The sequence below is a fragment of the Edaphobacter sp. genome (genome assembly GCF_035532915.1).
Lineage (GTDB): Bacteria > Acidobacteriota > Terriglobia > Terriglobales > Acidobacteriaceae > Edaphobacter.
Map to the genome: position 1 here is coordinate 1 of NZ_DATKQC010000091.1, position 16882 is coordinate 16882.

Here is a 16882-nt window from a genome sequence, read left to right on the forward strand (position 1 = left end):
CCCGCCTGCAGCCCGGGATTGATCAGGCCATTGGTGAAGTAGTTCTCCGTCGTCGCATGCGAGCGGTTCCAGTTGATCGAAGCATTATTGCGCAGCCGCCCATAGCCGATGGTGTAGCCCGCCGTAATTCCATACCCGTCCGAGGCCGTCGTTCCGCCCAGCGGCAGAAAGATATTGCGGCCGTCGGTGGCGCTGTGCGAATAGCTTCCGTTGAAGTTGATGTTCTGCGTCAGCGTCTTCGGCGCATTCGCCGCCTGCCGCCGGAACATGCTGCCAAACCCGCTCTGCCCGAAGTTCCTGACATAGCGCAGCGCAGCTGTTGTCGAATTCTGACCAGCGTTGGTTACAGTCTGATAGTTATTGCGCAGCCCTGCGTTAGGAACATTCGGTGCCGGATAGAAATTCAACAGCGCCAGCGCCTGCGGTGAGATTGGCGTCGAAGCATTCTTCAGATTGTTCCCCGGAATCGGCTGTCCCGTCGCCGGGTCATACAGCGTCTGCCCCAGCGCCGAAAAATCTCCACTCCGCTCCGCCAGCGTCGGCACCGTGCCATTGAAGATGTCGGGATTGATGTTCCGCTGCCCGATCACATTCAAAAATACAAACTGCTTCGAACTCGACTTCACCAGTCCCGGTATAAACGGCGATCCCACAAAGCTCACGCCGAACCGGTTCGACATCGACGACGGTTTTACCACCTGCGCCCCAGGCTCTCCCAGCGCTGAAGCTACGGAGAACGGTGCGGCATTCAATGCTCCATTACCGCCCTCATAGAAGATCGCTCCATGTGGCTGCGAGGGATTGAACCCACGAAATCCGCCGCGCCCGCCACCACCACCGCCGCGTCCGCCACGACCTCCTCCGCCACCCGGCCCACCCCTCATTCCGCCTAGCATCCCCACTACCGCATTCGCCATATCGCCCGCCGCTCCACCCTGCTGCCGGGCTCGCGCAACCGCATCCTCTACACGCTGCCGAATCTCGTCTTCATTGAAGTTTGCCAGCCCATTCGTCTGGCCCATCTGCCCGCTCACGGCAACCGAGTCTGCCGATGCCTCATCGCCACCCCCCAGCCCCGAGAGAGTAGGCATCTGCGCTCCTGCAACACCAGTCCCGGCGCTGGCATCGGCCAGATCGCTGTCTCCTGAAACACTCAGAGCCTGTGTTCCTCGTCCCTGTCCCAATCCCGTCGAGCTTGCAGCCCCGGCCTGCTTCGCCTCTTCACGCGCCACCCGCGAGGCCAACTGCATCGTAAACGCCTCCACTTGCTCCGGCTTGCCACCCTCCAGCAAAACCTCTTTCGTCTCAGCAGCAAATGCAGCCAACTCCGCCTTCACCACGTAACGTCCGTTGCGAGGAATCACCATCTCGAACGATCCATTAATGTCCGTCGTCGTCGCGTACTTCTTTCCCGTCAGCGTATTGGCGGCGGTCACTGCAACACCCGGCAGCGGCACCGTCCCTGCCTTCACCGTTCCCTTAATCGTCCCCCCACTCGCTGCCGGAGCAGTCTGAACCGTCACCCCAACGGGAGCCTGCGCCACCCCGGACAAGCCGCTCGCCACCAGCATCACGGCGGCTACCATCGTTAATCTGTAAACTCTACGCACTTCAACCTCGCCTCAACCCAACTAAAAAATCGATCAATAAAAATCAGAGAGAATAAATAAAAACCAGAGATAGTAAATAGGTAAACCCGCAATTCCTACTGATCCTACTGAGGACTCGCTGTGCCATTCCCCTGCGTCGAACCTGCCGGAACAGCACCCCCACGCCTCCGCCCCTGTCCGCGAGCCGACGCATCCATGACCCTCAACTCTGTCGGCACGAAGGAGCCATTCTTCACCCCGCCACGCCCCATCACCAGGTCCCCTACCTTCACATCCGCCAGCGTAATGCTCTCTCCACTGGGCTTCGCACCCGCCGCAGGAGCGTCCGTCACCGAAGCCTGCTCCCTGCGCCCGCCCCGCCGGAACGAAGTTCCTTCATCCGCCTGAATCACCTGGCTCACATGGTCCGGCCGCATCACCGTGATTTTGGCATCGTCCATATCGACCGCAGTGACCTTCCCCGTGATGTAGACCTTGCCCAACCCCTCCCGCGCCTTCTTGACCTGCTCGGCATCAATCACCGCGACAAATACCGCATGAACCGTCTTCGTCGGGGCATCCATCACCCCCAACGCGCCGACGCCATCCCCGGCCTTGATGTCGGTCATCTTCACCGGCTGCCTGTCCTTCATCAAACGCGTATTCGCGGACACAGCCACCTGATACACATCGCCTTCTTCCGTCTTTACCGTCAGATCATCGGCACCCACCGCCGTCACCGTTCCACGGACCATCTGTCCACCGGCAAACGAGACGCGCCCGTCACCCATGCCCTCCTGGGCGTGAATCAGCCCTGGGCCTGAAAGCAATATCCCCACCACGAAAGCCAGCCAAACCTGATGCCGTCCCAGCCTGCAACCCCATCTCTGTCTCATCGCACACGTCCGATCGTCCGGAATCAGGTCTTCCAAACTTCAGAAAGCCGTGTTCATACAGACGTTGCCCCCCCATGAAAGACTCCGCGGTCACAGAAAAACCTCTCGCCTGCGGCAGCCCAACCCGCTGTCTGCACTACACTACGGCCATGCACCAAGTCGCCCATGGTTCAGGCACCCAACACGTAGAAGGCCACTTCGAGTCGAGCGCCACCGTGCGCGATATCGTCATCGGCCTCTCCGACGGCCTCACCGTTCCCTTCGCTCTCGCCGCAGGCCTTTCGGGAGCCGTCGCGTCCTCTCGCATCGTCGTCCTCGCCGGACTCGCGGAGATCGCTGCCGGCTCCATCGCCATGGGCCTCGGCGGCTACCTCGCCGCTCGCGGCGACGCCGAGCACTATATCTCCGAGCGCCACCGCGAAGAGCGCGAGATCGTCGAGCGCACCCAGGACGAAGAGGAAGAGATCTACGAGATCTTCGAGCAGTATTCGGTCGACCGCGCCGCCGCCGCGCCGGTGCTCGCCTCGCTCAAGCAGAACCCCAAGCAATGGGTCAACTTCATGATGCGCTTCGAGCTTGGCCTCGAAGAGCCCGCCGCGAACCGCGCCCACCGCTCCGCCCTCACCATCGCCGGTTCTTACATCGCCGGGGGCATCATCCCTCTGCTCCCCTACATGCTGGTAAGCGACAACCTGGCCGCCCTCAAGCTCTCGGTCGTCATCACCTTGATAGCCCTCGCCCTCTTCGGTGCACTCAAAGGAAAGCTCGTAGGTACCGGATGGCTCCGCAACGCCATCCAGACCATCACCATCGGCGGAGCCGCCGCCGCTGTTGCCTACATTCTGGCCCGCCTCCTCAACAGCTATCACCCATAGCGGCAAAACAGCCCGAGGCGTCAGAAAAAAACCAACGCCGGGCCTGTCCGGAGCATCAAAGTGTAGTCTGCACCTCTTCAAGCGAGAACCGCCATGCCCTCCTCTACCGCAACACAGTCTGCCGCCACCACCCTTCTTGCGCGTTACCGGGCCGTCCGTAAAGCTACGATGCGTCTCTGTGCGCCGCTATCGCCCGAAGACCTCATGGTCCAGTCCTGTCCCGAGGCCAGCCCAGTCAAATGGCACCTGGCCCACACCACCTGGTTCTTCGAGACCTTCGTCCTCCGCGAGCACGTCGCCGCCTACAAGCCCTTCCATCCTGACTTCCACTGGCTCTTCAACAGCTACTACAACTCGCTCGGCGACATGCCCGAGAAGAAGCTCCGTGCCTCTTTCTCCCGCCCTCCGCTCGACGCCATCCTCGCCTATCGCGCTCATGTCGACGCCGCCATCGACCACTTCCTCCAGCAGCCGGTCGTCTCCGGGGCCATCCAGCGCATTACCCTCGGCCTCCACCACGAGCAGCAGCACCAGGAGCTCATCGCCACCGACATCAAGCACGCCCTCTTCACCAATCCGCTTCACCCCGCCTACGTCGAGTCCACATCCCAGCAGAAAGGCGAAGTCATCGCCCCTCCGCTCGAATGGTCCAAGTTTTCCCCCGGCCTTACCGAGATCGGCTTCACCCCCAATTCCGCCGCCAACGACGTCTTCACCTTCGACAACGAGACCCCGCGCCATAGCGTTTACATCGCGCCCTTCGCGCTCGCCAATCGCCTCGTCACCTGTGCCGAATATCTCGCCTTCATCGATCAGAACGGCTATACCCGCCCCGAGCTGTGGCTCTCCGAAGGCTGGACGACGCTGCACGACGAGAACTGGCAGGCACCGCTCTACTGGCAGCGCGACAGCCAGACCAAATCCGGCTGGTGCATCTACACTCTGCACGGCTTCCAGCCATTAGAAGAACTCAGCGAAACTCCGGTCTGCCATCTCAGCTTCTTCGAGGCCGACGCCTACGCCCGCTGGGCAGGCCACCGTCTCCCCACCGAGTTCGAGTGGGAGTACGCCGCCACCCAGACCGTTCCGTCTGCAGGCACCGATGCCAACCTGCTTGAATCCGATAACCTGCACCCCACCCCGGCCAGCAACGCCTCCGGCCTGCAACAGCTTTATGGCGATGTGTGGGAGTGGACTGCAAGCGGCTACACCGGCTATCCCGGCTACAAGCCGTTGCCCGGAGCGCTCGGCGAGTACAACGGCAAGTTCATGTCCAGCCAGGTCATCCTACGCGGAGGCTCCTGCGTCACCCCCGCAACCCACATCCGTCCCACCTATCGCAACTTCTTCACGCCAGCCACCCGCTGGCAGTTCTCCGGCCTGCGCCTGGCCAAAGATGGACCCAAGCGATCCTAAAGTAGGGTATTGGGCAGTTCAGTGCTCAATAGTTGAGCTCCTAAATAGTTGAGCACTAAACTAGTTTTCTGCGCCTGCGAACTTACAGTTCCCAATTAACGGTGCGCGACAACATGGGTGCCATGCGTCGCAGAAGCCGTCCTCGTCTGCGCGATCGCGCCTTCCACAACGGCTGCGAGCTTGGTCGGATCGTTTGGCCCCTCAGCGGTTCCACCCACGACCTGGTAGTTGTTCCGAGTTACCACCACCAAAGTCGGCGTCCACTCCACGTTCAGGCGCCTGCCGAGGTCGTAGTCGGCCTGCACCTTGGCGGCCAGTTTTCCGCCGGGATCGACCACCGGCGGCAGCTTCTGCCCATGCTGCTGCATCCAGTGTTCGGTAAACTGACGCAGGTCGTCTTTGCTTGAGATCGACATCTGCGCGACAAAGACGTCGCTGCGATACTGGTCGGCAAGCTTAGGACTGACCTTGTCCTGCAGATAGCGAGCATCGACGGCGCCCTGAAACGTCCAGATGTGCTGCGCGAGGGGGAAGTCATAGCGCAGCAACGCGACATGGTACTGCTCGGCGACCTGTCTCTCGATCGGATGCGCCCGCGCGCAGGCTGGGCATCCCAGGTCCTCGAACACGATAATCGCGACCTTGCTCCCCGCAGGCGGCCTCAAGATGGTGGTATCGCGAAAGTTGTCGCGGGGACCGGTTCCGGCAAACTGGGCCTGCACAGCGGGCGCGGTCGAAGCCAGCACCAGGGCGGCGGCTGCCGCGACGATCATCTTGCGTAGGAACATCAGGGAATCTCCTGCGTGCTTCTCTCTTTTTGCAGCGCGCTGGTGCAATTTTAGACATTGCCGCATGTCTCGTATAGCGTCTAGTCAGGGAGTAAACCCAGCCGCTCCCATCTTTTACCAGAAGCCGCGATGTGGGTCCGTCAAAAATCGAACCACGGAGATCATCTGACCCGCTGGCTGCATCCAATCGACAAAGCGGCCCGGCCGCACCCCACGGAGAGGAACTCCCCCAAGTGCCATCTATCGCCGCCGCAGTTCCAGAAACTGTCGATGCCACCACCCATGCAGTCGCCACCGAAGTCCGGGGCGGACTGACCTCCTCTCCTCGAACGCTCTCTCCTTGGCTTTTCTACGATGAGGCGGGCTCGCAGCTCTTCGAGGCGATCACCGAACTGCCCGAGTATTACCTGACCCGGACCGAGCGCGATATCTTTACCGCCCACGCCGACGAGATTTTGTACGAAGCTGCCAGCGGCGGTAAACAAAAACTGACCCTCATCGAGCTTGGCGCGGGGACCGCCACCAAGACCGGCATCCTGCTGGCTGCGGCGGTGCGCCAGCAGGGAAGCGTCGTCTATCAACCGGTCGATGTCTCGGAGTCCGCACTGGTGCTGGCGAGTGAAAATATCAGCGCCAATATCCCCGGCGTCAGCGTGCGTTCGCAGGTGGCCGATTACACCACACAGCCGCTGCCGCTCGACCGCCTGGCAGGGTTGCGAACACTGGCCCTCTACATCGGCTCCAGCATCGGCAACTTCTCACCCGCCGCCGCCGCCGCCCTGCTCCGAAACGTGCGGGCGCAGCTTCTGCCGGGAGATAAGCTGCTGGTCGGCACCGACTTAGGTCCGGGCAGGCACAAGAGCGCGGATACCCTGCTGGCGGCCTATAACGATGCCGCGGGAACGACGGCGGCCTTCAACCGCAATGTATTGGAGCGGCTGAACCGCGAGCTTGGAGCGGACTTCGACCTGGCGCAGTTCGAGCACAAGGCGATTTGGAATGAAGAGCTTTCGCGGATCGAGATGCATCTGGAGTCGCGCTGTCGGCAGCAGGTTTATTTCCCGGCCAACTCAGCGGGGGGAGCATTGCGGCTGGAGTTCGAGGCGGGTGAGACAATTCACACCGAAAACAGCCATAAGTTCAATCCTCTCAGCGTCGAAAAGCTTCTAGGATCGGCCGGCTTCGCCATCAGTCGAAGTTGGCAAGACGATCACGGACTGTTTGCAGTGACACTGGCTACCGCGGTCTAAACAGTCTTTGAGGGTTCGCGGCGATAGTCGCCGCTCTTGCCGCCACTCTTGCTCTGCAGCACAACCTCGCGGATGCGAATGCCTTTGTCGAGCGCCTTGGTCATGTCGTAGATCGTAAGTGCGGCCACAGAGGCAGCGACCATCGCCTCCATCTCAACTCCGGTTCCGGCGACGGTGGCAGCCGTGGCCTCAATCGAAACTCCCCCAGCGACGATCGTAGCCTGCACATCGACAAAGCTAAGAGCAAGCGGATGGCACATGGGAATCAGCTCCGAAGTCCGCTTGGCCGCCTGAATCCCGGCAAAGCGAGCGACCTCCAGCGGATTGCCCTTGGGGTTCTGCGGCAGCGCGGCCAGCACGGCCTCAGAGAGTTCGACGAAGGCAGAGGCGACGGCCTCGCGCCGCGTCTCCGCCTTGGCGCTTACGTCGACCATGTGGGCCTGTCCGGCTTCGTCGTAGTGGGATAATTTTTCTGGAGCGCCGCTCAACTTATCTGTCCTCGAAATCTTTGGATTATTCTCCAAATCTCAAGCGGCAAGATTAAGAAAGCCATCCAGGAAGTCACCTTCGTGCCCAGGCTCATCGCATGAACGCGGGTTGTCAACTCGTAGATTGTCAAAATCCAGCCCAACACGAAGAACCCAAGCAATAGCAGATTATTCCGACGAGCCTTGGCCGGGATCGCGCGCTCTTCCATGGCCACTATGCTACCTCAGTAGAACTGTGATGATGTCTCCGGCGGCAAAGTGTTCTTTGTCCGGAGGGAAGACTGCATAGCAATTGGCGCGAGCGTTGGCAGCCAGATCGCCCGAGCCTTGCCACGCTACGACGCGAACCTCGGGGCGCGCCCGGTCATAGGTTAAATGCGATGGGAGCACACGAGTCAGGCCCGGCTTGCCTGCAACGTCTTCGGCCAGCGTCGCCTGGGCGAAGCGCGGCGGCGAGTCGATGGCACCGGCCATGACGCGCAGCATAGGGGCAACGAAGCAGTGAAACGTCACCTGCGTCGAGACCGGATTGCCGGGGAGACCAAAAAAATACTGAGCAGGGAGGTCGCCGCTGGCCGGGAGCCTGCCGAAGACCACCGGCTTGCCCGGTTGCATCGTTACGCCGGTGAAGAAGAACTCCGCGCCCATCGCCTGCAACACCTCTTCGACCAGATCGTACTTGCCCATGGAGACGCCGCCCGAGAGCAGCAGCAGGTCGCTGCTTCGCGCCTTGAGGATGATCTTCTCCAGATCGTCGCGCCGGTCGCTGGCTATAGGAAGGCGCACCGCTTTTCCTCCTGCCTCAGCTACCAGAGCGGCGAGGCCATAGCTGTTCGAGTTACGAATCTGCTGGTCGCCGGGAGTCTCGTCGAGCTCCACCAGCTCGTCGCCAGTAGCTACGATAGCCACGCGCGGTCGGCGGTAGACGAACAGGCCGGGGAGGCCGCAGGCGGCGGCCAGCGCGATCTCGGCTGCGGCAATCGCCGTTCCCCGTGCCAGCACCACGTCGCCCGCGTGAGCTTCGCTGCCGCGAGGCACGATGTTCTCGCCTGCGCGCAACGACCTGCCTTCTGCGAGGCGCAGAGAATCGCCCTTCTGCTCGACGTGCTCGACCATGGCCACGGCGTCTGCGCCTGTGGGGACAGGCGCACCGGTCATAATCTCGATGGCGTGGCCGCGTTCCAGCGGCGGGCCGGACCAGCGCTCGCCCGCGCGTATCTGTCCGATGACTTTGAGTGGAATGCCTGCGTCTTTTATGTCTTCGGCGCGCAGGGCGAAGCCATCGCGGGTGGAGCGGTCGAAGGGAGGCTGGTCCCGGTCTGCCGTGACCGGTCCGGCCAGAACGCGGTTGAGGCATTCGAGCAGCGGTTCCGCCTCGCTCTCCAGCTTCTGCAGGCCGGAGGCGTGACGTTGCACCACGTTCAACGCTTCGTCGAAATCGAGTATGCCGCTCATGGTATCCATCCTTTTCTGCCACTCCATGTAAAAAGCCCCGGGCTGAGTTGCCCAGGGCTTTCTTTGTGCTGTGATGAGAGCTACCTCTTCTTGCCGGGAGCGTGGTAGCTCGATTCGACCTTGGCGCCGATGCCCGTGAGAATGCCCTTCACATCAGCGGCGTGGGGGCCATCGGGAGCAAGGGCAAGGTACTGCTGATAGGCCTCGACGCATCCCGGAGGAGCGACGATCTTCTGCGTCTTGGGATCGACGGTCGCCTTCGGAATCAGCGCCTGGCCCTTGATGTAGTAGGCGTCGGCGCGCTTCGGATCGGCGGCGATGGCCTTGTCGGCGGCGGTGCCGGCTTCATCGAGCTTGCCGGTGTTGTAGAAGGTGGCAGCTTCGTTGAAGTAGTACATGCCTGCGTTGACGGGATCGGCCTTGGCGGCGTTGTCGTAGGCTGCTGTGGCGTCAGCAGTGTTTCCGCTCTTGCTCAATGCCTGACCCAGCTGGTTGTAAGCCGCGGCCGCTGTCTGGGCGTTGGGCTTCTTGTTTGCCGTATTCAGGTCGATGGCCTTCTTGTAGGAGTCCGCTGCATCAGCAAACTTCTTCTGCAGACCGGGATCGGTGGCAGCTGTGCCGGATTTTTGCGCGGCATTGGCAGCGCCAAGCTGGGCATCGCCAAGAGCAACCCACAGAATGGGCTCATCGGGCTTGGCCGTGGTGGCTTCCTGCATGGCGCTGATGGCAGCGTCGAAGTTGCCTGCCTTGGTATCGGCGCGGGCCTGGACGAGGGTCTTGTTCAGGTTGGCGATCTTGGAGTTGGCCGCCATCGCCTCGGCGTTCTTCTTCTTGAACTCTTCGAGCTGTTTCTTTTCGTCGGGAGTCATCTTGTCGATGTACTCCTTGCGGCTCATGTCGAAGTTGACGACCTTATCGTCGTTGGCCAGCAGAGCAACGCTGTCGTTGTAGTCGATGCTCTTGTCATCGACGAAGACCACCGCGACATAGTTGCCGGGCGCGATCCCTGTACCCTTGTAGTCGCCGTTCCCGTCGATGGGGAAGGTGTACAGGTACTTGCGGCTCTTCGCGTCGGAGGTACGGTCCGTAGTCAGCTTGACGTCGCCCTTGGTGACCGGCTGGTTGAGGGGGTTGTTGACGTGGCCATGAACGCTCGCCGTCGTCTGCGCCATCGACCGCGAGGGGTGTGCCATGGCGACGACCACCAGCAGCGCGATGGTCAGGGTGCTGATCTTAAATAATCCGAAATGCTTCTTCACTTTTCTCTTCTCCTGGCCCCTTGAATGCAGGCGGAAATCATCGTTCTCGAAGTTGCTACTCAAAACCCCGAAGTTGCTTCACAAAACTTTGATGCGCCTTTCGCCCTCATCAGGCGATGGCATACGGTATCGGATCTGTGGCCCCGGCTTCGCGAAAGGCACGCAACCGCAGCAGGCAGCTCTCGCAGACGCCGCAGGCCACGGTTTCGCCGGAATAACAAGACCAACTTACATGGAACGGAGCACCCAGTTCAACTCCCAGGCGCACGATCTCGCTCTTGCGCAGCTCGATGAGCGGGGTAACGATGCGAATATCGCCCTCTTTCGTCCCCATTTCGATGAGTTTATTGAACGCCTCGTAATACGCAGGCCGACAGTCGGGATAGCCGGAGCTGTCCTGCTCGACCGCACCGATGAAGACCGTCTTCGCGCCCAGCACCTCGGCCCAGCTTACCGCCGCCGAAAGGAAATGCGCGTTGCGGAAGGGGACGTAAGTGACTGGAATCTCATGGCCAATGCTGGCCTCGTCGGTCGCGATGGGGACCGCGATGTTCTCGTCCGTCAGGGCCGAGCCGCCGATTTTGCGGAAGAGGTCCATCTTGAGCGGCAGCAGCTCGCGGACGCCGGTGAGGCTGGCGATCTCCTCTGCCGAGCGCAGCTCGCGGGCCTCGGTGCGCTGGCCGTAGCTGAAGTGCACGGCGTAAACGTCGTAGTCGCGGGCGGCGAGCGAGGCGCAGACACAGGAGTCCATGCCGCCCGAGAGGCAGACGACGGCGCGGGGTCGGGTTTGTTCAGGCTGGGTCATCTTGAGGGTCTGCGTTATCGGATGCGCGCTCTTCGGCTGCGGATGTGTCGCCGGAATCTTCAGCCGAGTCGAGGATCTCGCGGGCGGCCTCTTCGTCCTTCTGGTGCACCTGCAACTGTGCCCAGAAGGCAGCGTTGAGCAGGCTGTTGCCGTGCTCGCCTTCGAGGAAGCACTCGATGCCTGCCGATTCGAGCGCGCCCTTGGCCATCTGCGCGAAGACCGGCTCGATGAACTCGGCGACGGTCACATACTCTTCGGGGTCCTGCGTTTCTTCTGTCATATCAGTGCCTCCTATTTCGTGTCGTACGACTGCAGGTGGAACGTAATCGTCCCCCAGAAGAGCTGGGCGCGAATCTGCACCGGGATGTGCCGCGGATCGTCCGTGTACCAGATCCAGATCTTGCCGCGGTTCTTCACCACGCCCTCATCCGCCGTGGGCTGCACGCGGATGGTCTGGAAGGTTCCGGCGGGGCTCTTGATCTCTTCGCGCGCCTCCACCTTCATGGTCACAGTGACGGTGCGCATGGAGTCGGCCAGCGGGAAGCTGACCGTCTTGCCGAGGATGAGCGGCTGCGAGGCGGCGTAGAAGATCGCCGAGAGGGAATCGGTGACGCACGCGGGGATTGCGGCCGTCTGCGTCTTCGAGGTGCCCTTGACCAGGTTGCGCTCCACCTGCGTCTGCTTGCCCTGGGCGTAGTTGAAGTTGAGATCGCTCGAGACTTTGCGGCGGCCCTCCTGCAACTGCTTGCTGAATCCGGTCGAGCAGCCGGTCTTCATGTCGAAGCCCGACTGGAAGCGGTCGACGACCGGGAAGAGCATGGTCACCGCGCCGACCGAATCGGCGGTGGCGTTGACCTTCTGCACGTTGCCCTCGCGGGTCAGGTGGAAGACGGCGGTCCCGGCGGTGAAGACGCGCCAATCGACGGTATAGCTCAGCGTCTCCTGCGTGGGGAAGGCGTAACCGGTGGGCGGCGGTTGCAGCGTAGGAATCGGAGACGGCTGCGCCAGCGCCTGTGTTGCGCAGGGCATCGCGGCCAGCAGAAGTGCGGCGAAGGGGATAAGGTTCGATCTACGTTTGGACAGAGGCAGCTCGCTGATTGAAATGGTTGAGTTTGCTACCGCTTGAAGAACAGCAGGCGCGCCGCCAACGCCGCGTAGATGGCAATGGCACCCATGCTGGCATTGTACTCGCGGTGGTGAAGATAGAGCTTGGACGAAAAACTTCCGGAAACGTCAGCGGTCGGTGCGGCGGCCAGCCGGGGCAGCAGGCGCGGGACGTTTTTCGCGTACTCGTCGAAGCCGGGGAAGTGCTCGCGCAGGTACATCTCTTCTGAGCGGATCGTAGGCAGATAAATTGCCGCGAACAGGATCGCCAGCGCAATCAGGATGATCCAGCTCGCCGCCGCAGCCGCAAAGCCAAAGGCGATCATCATGGAGCCGAGGTAGAGCGGGTTGCGCGTGTGCGCATACGGGCCAGTGCGCGTCAGCTCTGCATTCTTGCGGACGTACCCGGCGGCATAGGCGCGCAGCCAGACGCCGGGCACCACCAGTAGAAGGCTGGCCAGCATGGTGTGCCAGGTCGGCCGGGCAAGCCACAGGAAGACCGCGGCAAAGATAAAGCCGAGGGGGACGCGGATACGACGGGCGATCCGCTGCCATTGGGTTCGTTCACTCACTGCTTTACCTTATCGTGTCGGCTGCAACAGGTCGAACGCCGCCGCGATGACCTCCTCCGCCGTGATCTGCATCAGGCCCTCTTCGGTGGCCGCGTGGCGGGTGTGGTCTTTCTTGCTCGAAGCGTGGCGCAGCACCCGCGAAGCCGTTCCGTAAGGCCCGTTTCGCGCGGGATCGGTAGGGCCGAAGAGCGCCACTACGGGCCGCTCCAGAGCCGCGGCGAGATGCAGCGGACCGGTGTCCCCGGCGACGACCAGGCTGGCGCGCCGGGTCAGTGCAATCAGCTGTCCCACCGAGCAGGGAACCACGACCGCTGTGCCTCCGCTTGCGTCTACGACCGAGTTGGCGAGGATGTCTCCAACAAAAACTGCATTGACCAGCGGGACATAGCCAGCCTGCGCCAGCGCAGCGGCGACGGCTCCGTAACGCTCCGCGGGCCACTGCTTCGCGCCCCAACCCGCTGAAGGCGCAATGATCGCAAACTTCCTGCCCTCCGGCGCTGCTTGGGAGAGAAGTTCATCCCGCCACGCCTCAGCCGCATCGTCTACCGGCAGTTCGACCTTCGCTGGAGTCAACGACTCACCAACCGCTCCTCCGAGCAACTCGCAGCCCTGGTCGATCACGTGCGCCGCGCTCATTTGTATCTTCTCGCCGTACATCCATCGCGCGGGCTGCTCGCGAGGATCAGCCGAGCCCGCAAATTTTCCCGCTCCCGCCATCCAGCCGATCATCGAGGAGCGTATCGAGCCCTGCATATCGACGCAGAGATCGAACTGCTCCCCGCGCAACTCGCGCCGCACCGCACGAATGCTCGAAAGCGTCTCCAGCGAAATCGGTTGCCGTTTCCACTCCCGCGTCGGCACGACGTAGCAGCGATCCACCAGCGGCCTCGCCGCGCTCGATTGCAGCAACTCCCGCCAACAGGGATCAATTGCCCATCCGATGAACCAGTCAGGATGCCGCTGCCGCAACGCCGCCACGGCGGGCATGGCGTGCAACACATCCCCCATCGCGCCGATGCGGACGATCAACACCCGAGGCGGGCGGCTTCTGCCGGACGAGATAAGGGGCTGGCTGTTCAAGCGGTAATTTTCTCACGCAAAAGAGCTTCTGCCTCAACGATTCTGGCTGCGGCGGTCGAGCCGCTTTTCCATCGCGATCAACTGCAAGAGTGCTTCCAGCTCGTCCGAGAACTCGACGCCCAACCGCGCCACCACCAGCGGTCCCACGGTCTCCAGACGTTCGCGCATCGCCGCCGTCAGCTTTACCGCGTCTTTCTCCGTGGTCACAAAGCCGTCTGCGCCGTGCTGCCGCGCTGCTTCGAGCAGACGGTTGATGTCTTCGTCGACATAGACATGGTGGTCGGGAAAGGCAATCATCTCCACGGGACGGCAACCCTCTGCCAGTAGCATGGCGGTAAATCCTTTCGGCCTGGCAATGCCGCAGAAGGCCAATGGCCGCGCCGACAAGGGCCTTTCCGTATCGCCGTCGAGGCTGAGCCGCCGTTTGATCACCCATGTAACGGTCGGCGTCTTCTTTCTCGGAAGATCGCTGAGAAAGCGCTCCAGCATCGCCGCCTCTTCTTCGCGCACCACGATGATGTCGGCCTCGCGCAGAGCCGACAGAGGCTCGCGCAGGTTGCCCGCAGGCAGCAGCGCATCGTCCACGTCCTCCTGCGTCAGCAGGACAATATCGATGTCGCGAGCCAGCTTTCGATGTTGAAAGCCGTCGTCGAGCAGATGAACGGCGATCTTTCCCGCCGCCTCGTTTTTCTCGGCCAACAGGCCAGCGTTGTAGCGGTCCGCGCCGACAAATACAGGCACGCCGGTTCGTTGCGCCAGCAGCACCGGCTCGTCGCCAAACCACGCGGTATCGCCATAGGGTTCGACTCGTTCGATTGTTTTAGGAGCGCGGCCAAAGCCTCGCGTCAGGATCGTCACCGCATAACCACGCCGCCGCAGCATCCTGGCCAGTGCTATTACAAACGGTGTCTTTCCTGCGCCGCCCGCCGATACGCTGCCCACGCTGATCACCACGTTCGCCAGTCGCCGCTGCTTCAGCCAGCCAGCCCGAAACGCCAGCCGCTTGACGCCCAGCACCGCTCCATACAGTGGAGACAGCGGCAGCAGCAGTGGTCTGCGGAGTCTCATCGCGCACTCACCACACTCTCTTTCGATAAGGCAGTCAACGCCTGGACCGTCCGCCCTGTCGCGCCCGCCTGTGCGTCGAAGACCTTGCGCCCGCGCTGACCCATGGCCTTTGCCTCGCCCGTGTGATGCAGCATAGCAGTAAGCGTCTCTGCAAACGCTGCTGTCGAGACGACGCGAATCGCATTGTGCACCTGTAAGACGTGCACAATCTCGCGAAAGTTTTGAAACGACTCCCCCATCAACACAGGAACGCCGAACCGCGCCGGTTCCAGAGGATTGTGCCCGCCCGCCGCGATCAGGCTGCCGCCCACAAACGCCAGCGCGCCCAGCGAGTACATCGCGGCAAGGTCGCCAATCGTGTCCAACAGAAAGATGCTGCCTGCTGCGACGGGTTGGGGCCGTTCGCGAAACTCGCTTGCGCGAAGCACCGTAAATCCACCTGCGCCAATCATTGCGGCAACTGCGGCAAATCTGTCCGGATGCCGCGGAGCCAGCACCATCACAGCGTTCGGCTCAGCCGCGAGCACCGCAGGCCACGCAGCCAGCAATATCTTCTCTTCGCCATCGAGCGTCGAGCCGCAGACCACCACACGCGCCTGCGCCGGCAACTGCTCACGCACCATCGCCACCAGCGGAGACTCTCGCCCTTCGCGCAGGTCATACTTCAAGTTGCCCGTAACTCGCACCCGGTCAGCAGGAGCGCCAATCTGGATCAGCCGGTCTGCTGTCTCCTCGCTCTGCGCCAGAAACAGCGAAATCTTTTCAAGCAATGGCCGCCAAAGCCGCCGCAGCCGCATATATCGTGGGAACGACCGGTCAGACACCCGCGCATTCACCACCGCCATCGGCACGCCAACTTTGGTGCATTGCAAAATCAGGTTCGGCCATAGCTCGCTCTCCATCAGCACCAGCATCGTCGGTCGCAAGACGCGCAGATACCGCCGGACGACAAAGGCAAAATCCAGCGGCAGGTAAAACACTGGAAGCTCCGGTAGACGCTGCTTTGCCAGACTTTGCCCGGTCGCCGTCGTCGTCGAGACGGCAATCAGCCACTCCGGCCGCGCCGCGCTCAACTCGCGAATCAACTGTGTCGCCGCCATCACCTCGCCCACCGAGACCGCATGAACCCAAACCACCTCGCGTCCAGCGACAGCCGAACGCAACTGCTTAGGCACCCACCCCAGCCGCCCCGCCAGTCCCGCGCGATATCGCCCGCTGGTCGCCATGCGCAGCAGCCACCAGGGCGCGCCCAGCACCAGGGCCGCCAGCAAAAGCGCGCTATACACAGCCATCGTCACTCTGTTGTGTCCCTCGCTTTACCTTGTATGCCAGCGAAGATGATAATCAACCCAGGCTATGAACTCCCACCGGTACGAGTCCACTCAGGCAATAGTTTCACAGACTCTCCGAGTCATCGCTACTACATGCATCCTCGCGGTCTACGCCGTGGCCGCAACCCACAAGGCGCCCCCGGTCAAACCGGCGAACCAGTACGCCGCCTTCGACACGCATCCCGCCGAGCACGTCACCATCGGCATCGACCCCTGCAACGATCCCGACAAGTGCAGCTTCTTCCGCCTGCCCTATGTCCAGCACGGCTTCATCCCGGTGCGCGTCGTCATCACCAACGACGGCGACACCGCGCTCACCCTCAACGATGTGCGTATCCAGTTCATCTCCGCGGCCAACGACAAGATTCCCGCCGCCGACCTCGACGAGATCAACCGCCGCCTCTTCAACCTCAAGAAGAGCATGGGAACGCACCTGCCGCTGCCGATCCCCATCACCATCCATCACCCGGCGGTCGATAAAAAGATCACCGAGGACGACGCCGACTTCGGCTTCCAGAGCACCACGGTCAACGCCCACAGCACCCTCGGCGGCTATCTCTTCTACGACGTTCGCGGCCTCGACGATCCGCCGCTCAAAGGCGCTCAGATCTACGTCAAGATGATCTACACGCTCGACCGCAAGCACGAGCTCTTCCCCTTCACCATCCCCTTCGACAAGTGGCTGGCCGCAAACCCATCGGCCAAATCCACCAACCAGAAGAATTGAAGAAGCAGGATAATTCAATAAACTGTCATCCTGAGCGAAGCGTAGCGTAGTCGAAGGACCTGCGGTTTGCCCGGAATGCCAATATCCTTCATTCTCAACTACAAGCCCATGCTCAACATTCGCCCCGCCACCCCCGCCGACGTCCCCCAGATCCTCGCCTTCATCCGCGACCTCGCCAC

Annotated in this window: 17 protein-coding genes; 4 read left to right on the forward strand and 13 right to left on the reverse strand. The window is 62.0% G+C overall.

Features of this window, described 5'->3' with window-relative positions:
• Together VMU57_RS04765 and VMU57_RS04770 are read right to left on the reverse strand one after the other, a co-directional pair.
• The coding region (locus VMU57_RS04765) for a carboxypeptidase-like regulatory domain-containing protein (protein ID WP_325381333.1) at nucleotides 1-1610 on the reverse strand (1610 nt) is incomplete at its 3' end.
• A gap of 104 nt (nucleotides 1611-1714) precedes the next feature.
• Nucleotides 1715-2485 carry a hypothetical protein gene (locus VMU57_RS04770; protein ID WP_325381335.1) on the reverse strand — a complete coding sequence of 257 codons (771 nt, stop codon included), beginning with the start codon at nucleotides 2483-2485 and terminating at the stop codon, nucleotides 1715-1717.
• A gap of 74 nt (nucleotides 2486-2559) precedes the next feature.
• Between VMU57_RS04770 and VMU57_RS04775 the strand changes: the two genes are divergently transcribed.
• Together VMU57_RS04775 and egtB are read left to right on the forward strand one after the other, a co-directional pair.
• Nucleotides 2560-3360 carry a VIT1/CCC1 transporter family protein gene (locus VMU57_RS04775; RefSeq protein ID WP_325381337.1) on the forward strand — a complete coding sequence of 267 codons (801 nt, stop codon included), beginning with the start codon at nucleotides 2560-2562 and terminating at the stop codon, nucleotides 3358-3360.
• Nucleotides 3361-3453: 93 nt separating this feature from the next.
• Complete coding sequence (gene egtB / locus VMU57_RS04780; protein ID WP_325381339.1) at nucleotides 3454-4776, forward strand: ergothioneine biosynthesis protein EgtB; 1323 nt, start codon at nucleotides 3454-3456, stop codon at nucleotides 4774-4776.
• Nucleotides 4777-4871: 95 nt separating this feature from the next.
• Here the strand turns inward: egtB and VMU57_RS04785 are convergent, their stop codons facing one another.
• A complete protein-coding gene (locus tag VMU57_RS04785) occupies nucleotides 4872-5564 on the reverse strand; it encodes a DsbA family protein (RefSeq protein WP_325381342.1) in 693 nt (230 codons plus the stop codon).
• A 233-nt stretch (nucleotides 5565-5797) separates the two neighbouring features.
• Here VMU57_RS04785 and egtD point away from each other — a divergent pair, with 233 nt between their 5' ends.
• Nucleotides 5798-6814 (forward strand): L-histidine N(alpha)-methyltransferase, encoded by a 1017-nt coding sequence (gene egtD / locus VMU57_RS04790; RefSeq protein ID WP_325381344.1) that lies wholly within the window; start codon nucleotides 5798-5800, stop codon nucleotides 6812-6814.
• Here the strand turns inward: egtD and moaC are convergent.
• From moaC to VMU57_RS04840, 10 genes are all read right to left on the reverse strand, one after another.
• Complete coding sequence (moaC, locus tag VMU57_RS04795) at nucleotides 6811-7302, reverse strand: cyclic pyranopterin monophosphate synthase MoaC (protein WP_325381346.1); 492 nt, start codon at nucleotides 7300-7302, stop codon at nucleotides 6811-6813. The genes egtD and moaC overlap by 4 nt on opposite strands.
• A 219-nt stretch (nucleotides 7303-7521) precedes the next feature.
• Nucleotides 7522-8757, reverse strand: coding sequence for a gephyrin-like molybdotransferase Glp (gene glp, locus VMU57_RS04800; protein WP_325381348.1), 1236 nt, complete (start codon nucleotides 8755-8757; stop codon nucleotides 7522-7524).
• An 80-nt stretch (nucleotides 8758-8837) separates the two neighbouring features.
• Nucleotides 8838-10016 (reverse strand): tetratricopeptide repeat protein, encoded by a 1179-nt coding sequence (locus VMU57_RS04805; protein WP_325381351.1) that lies wholly within the window; start codon nucleotides 10014-10016, stop codon nucleotides 8838-8840.
• Between the two features lie 109 nt (nucleotides 10017-10125).
• Nucleotides 10126-10821, reverse strand: a complete 696-nt coding sequence (gene queC, locus VMU57_RS04810; protein ID WP_325381354.1) for a 7-cyano-7-deazaguanine synthase QueC — start codon at nucleotides 10819-10821, stop codon at nucleotides 10126-10128.
• Complete coding sequence (locus VMU57_RS04815; RefSeq protein WP_325381356.1) at nucleotides 10808-11101, reverse strand: DUF2007 domain-containing protein; 294 nt, start codon at nucleotides 11099-11101, stop codon at nucleotides 10808-10810. Before VMU57_RS04815 ends, queC begins: the two co-directional genes overlap by 14 nt.
• 11 nt (nucleotides 11102-11112) lie before the next feature.
• A complete protein-coding gene (locus VMU57_RS04820; RefSeq protein ID WP_325381358.1) occupies nucleotides 11113-11850 on the reverse strand; it encodes a DUF3108 domain-containing protein in 738 nt (245 codons plus the stop codon).
• Nucleotides 11851-11936: 86 nt separating this feature from the next.
• The gene (locus VMU57_RS04825; RefSeq protein ID WP_325381360.1) at nucleotides 11937-12497 is read right to left on the reverse strand and encodes an isoprenylcysteine carboxylmethyltransferase family protein; all 561 of its coding nucleotides are present in this window, start codon (nucleotides 12495-12497) and stop codon (nucleotides 11937-11939) included.
• Between the two features lie 9 nt (nucleotides 12498-12506).
• On the reverse strand, nucleotides 12507-13577 hold the full coding sequence (locus VMU57_RS04830) for a glycosyltransferase family 9 protein (RefSeq protein WP_325381363.1): 1071 nt from the start codon (nucleotides 13575-13577) through the stop codon (nucleotides 12507-12509).
• 33 nt (nucleotides 13578-13610) lie between these two features.
• Complete coding sequence (gene lpxK, locus VMU57_RS04835) at nucleotides 13611-14645, reverse strand: tetraacyldisaccharide 4'-kinase (RefSeq protein ID WP_325381365.1); 1035 nt, start codon at nucleotides 14643-14645, stop codon at nucleotides 13611-13613.
• Nucleotides 14642-15937, reverse strand: coding sequence for a 3-deoxy-D-manno-octulosonic acid transferase (locus tag VMU57_RS04840; protein WP_325381366.1), 1296 nt, complete (start codon nucleotides 15935-15937; stop codon nucleotides 14642-14644). The genes lpxK and VMU57_RS04840 overlap by 4 nt, the downstream gene beginning before the upstream one ends.
• A 64-nt stretch (nucleotides 15938-16001) precedes the next feature.
• On the opposite strand from VMU57_RS04840, the gene VMU57_RS04845 reads away from it, so the two are divergent.
• Nucleotides 16002-16703 carry a hypothetical protein gene (locus VMU57_RS04845; RefSeq protein ID WP_325381368.1) on the forward strand — a complete coding sequence of 234 codons (702 nt, stop codon included), beginning with the start codon at nucleotides 16002-16004 and terminating at the stop codon, nucleotides 16701-16703.
• Nucleotides 16704-16882 lie beyond the last annotated feature (179 nt).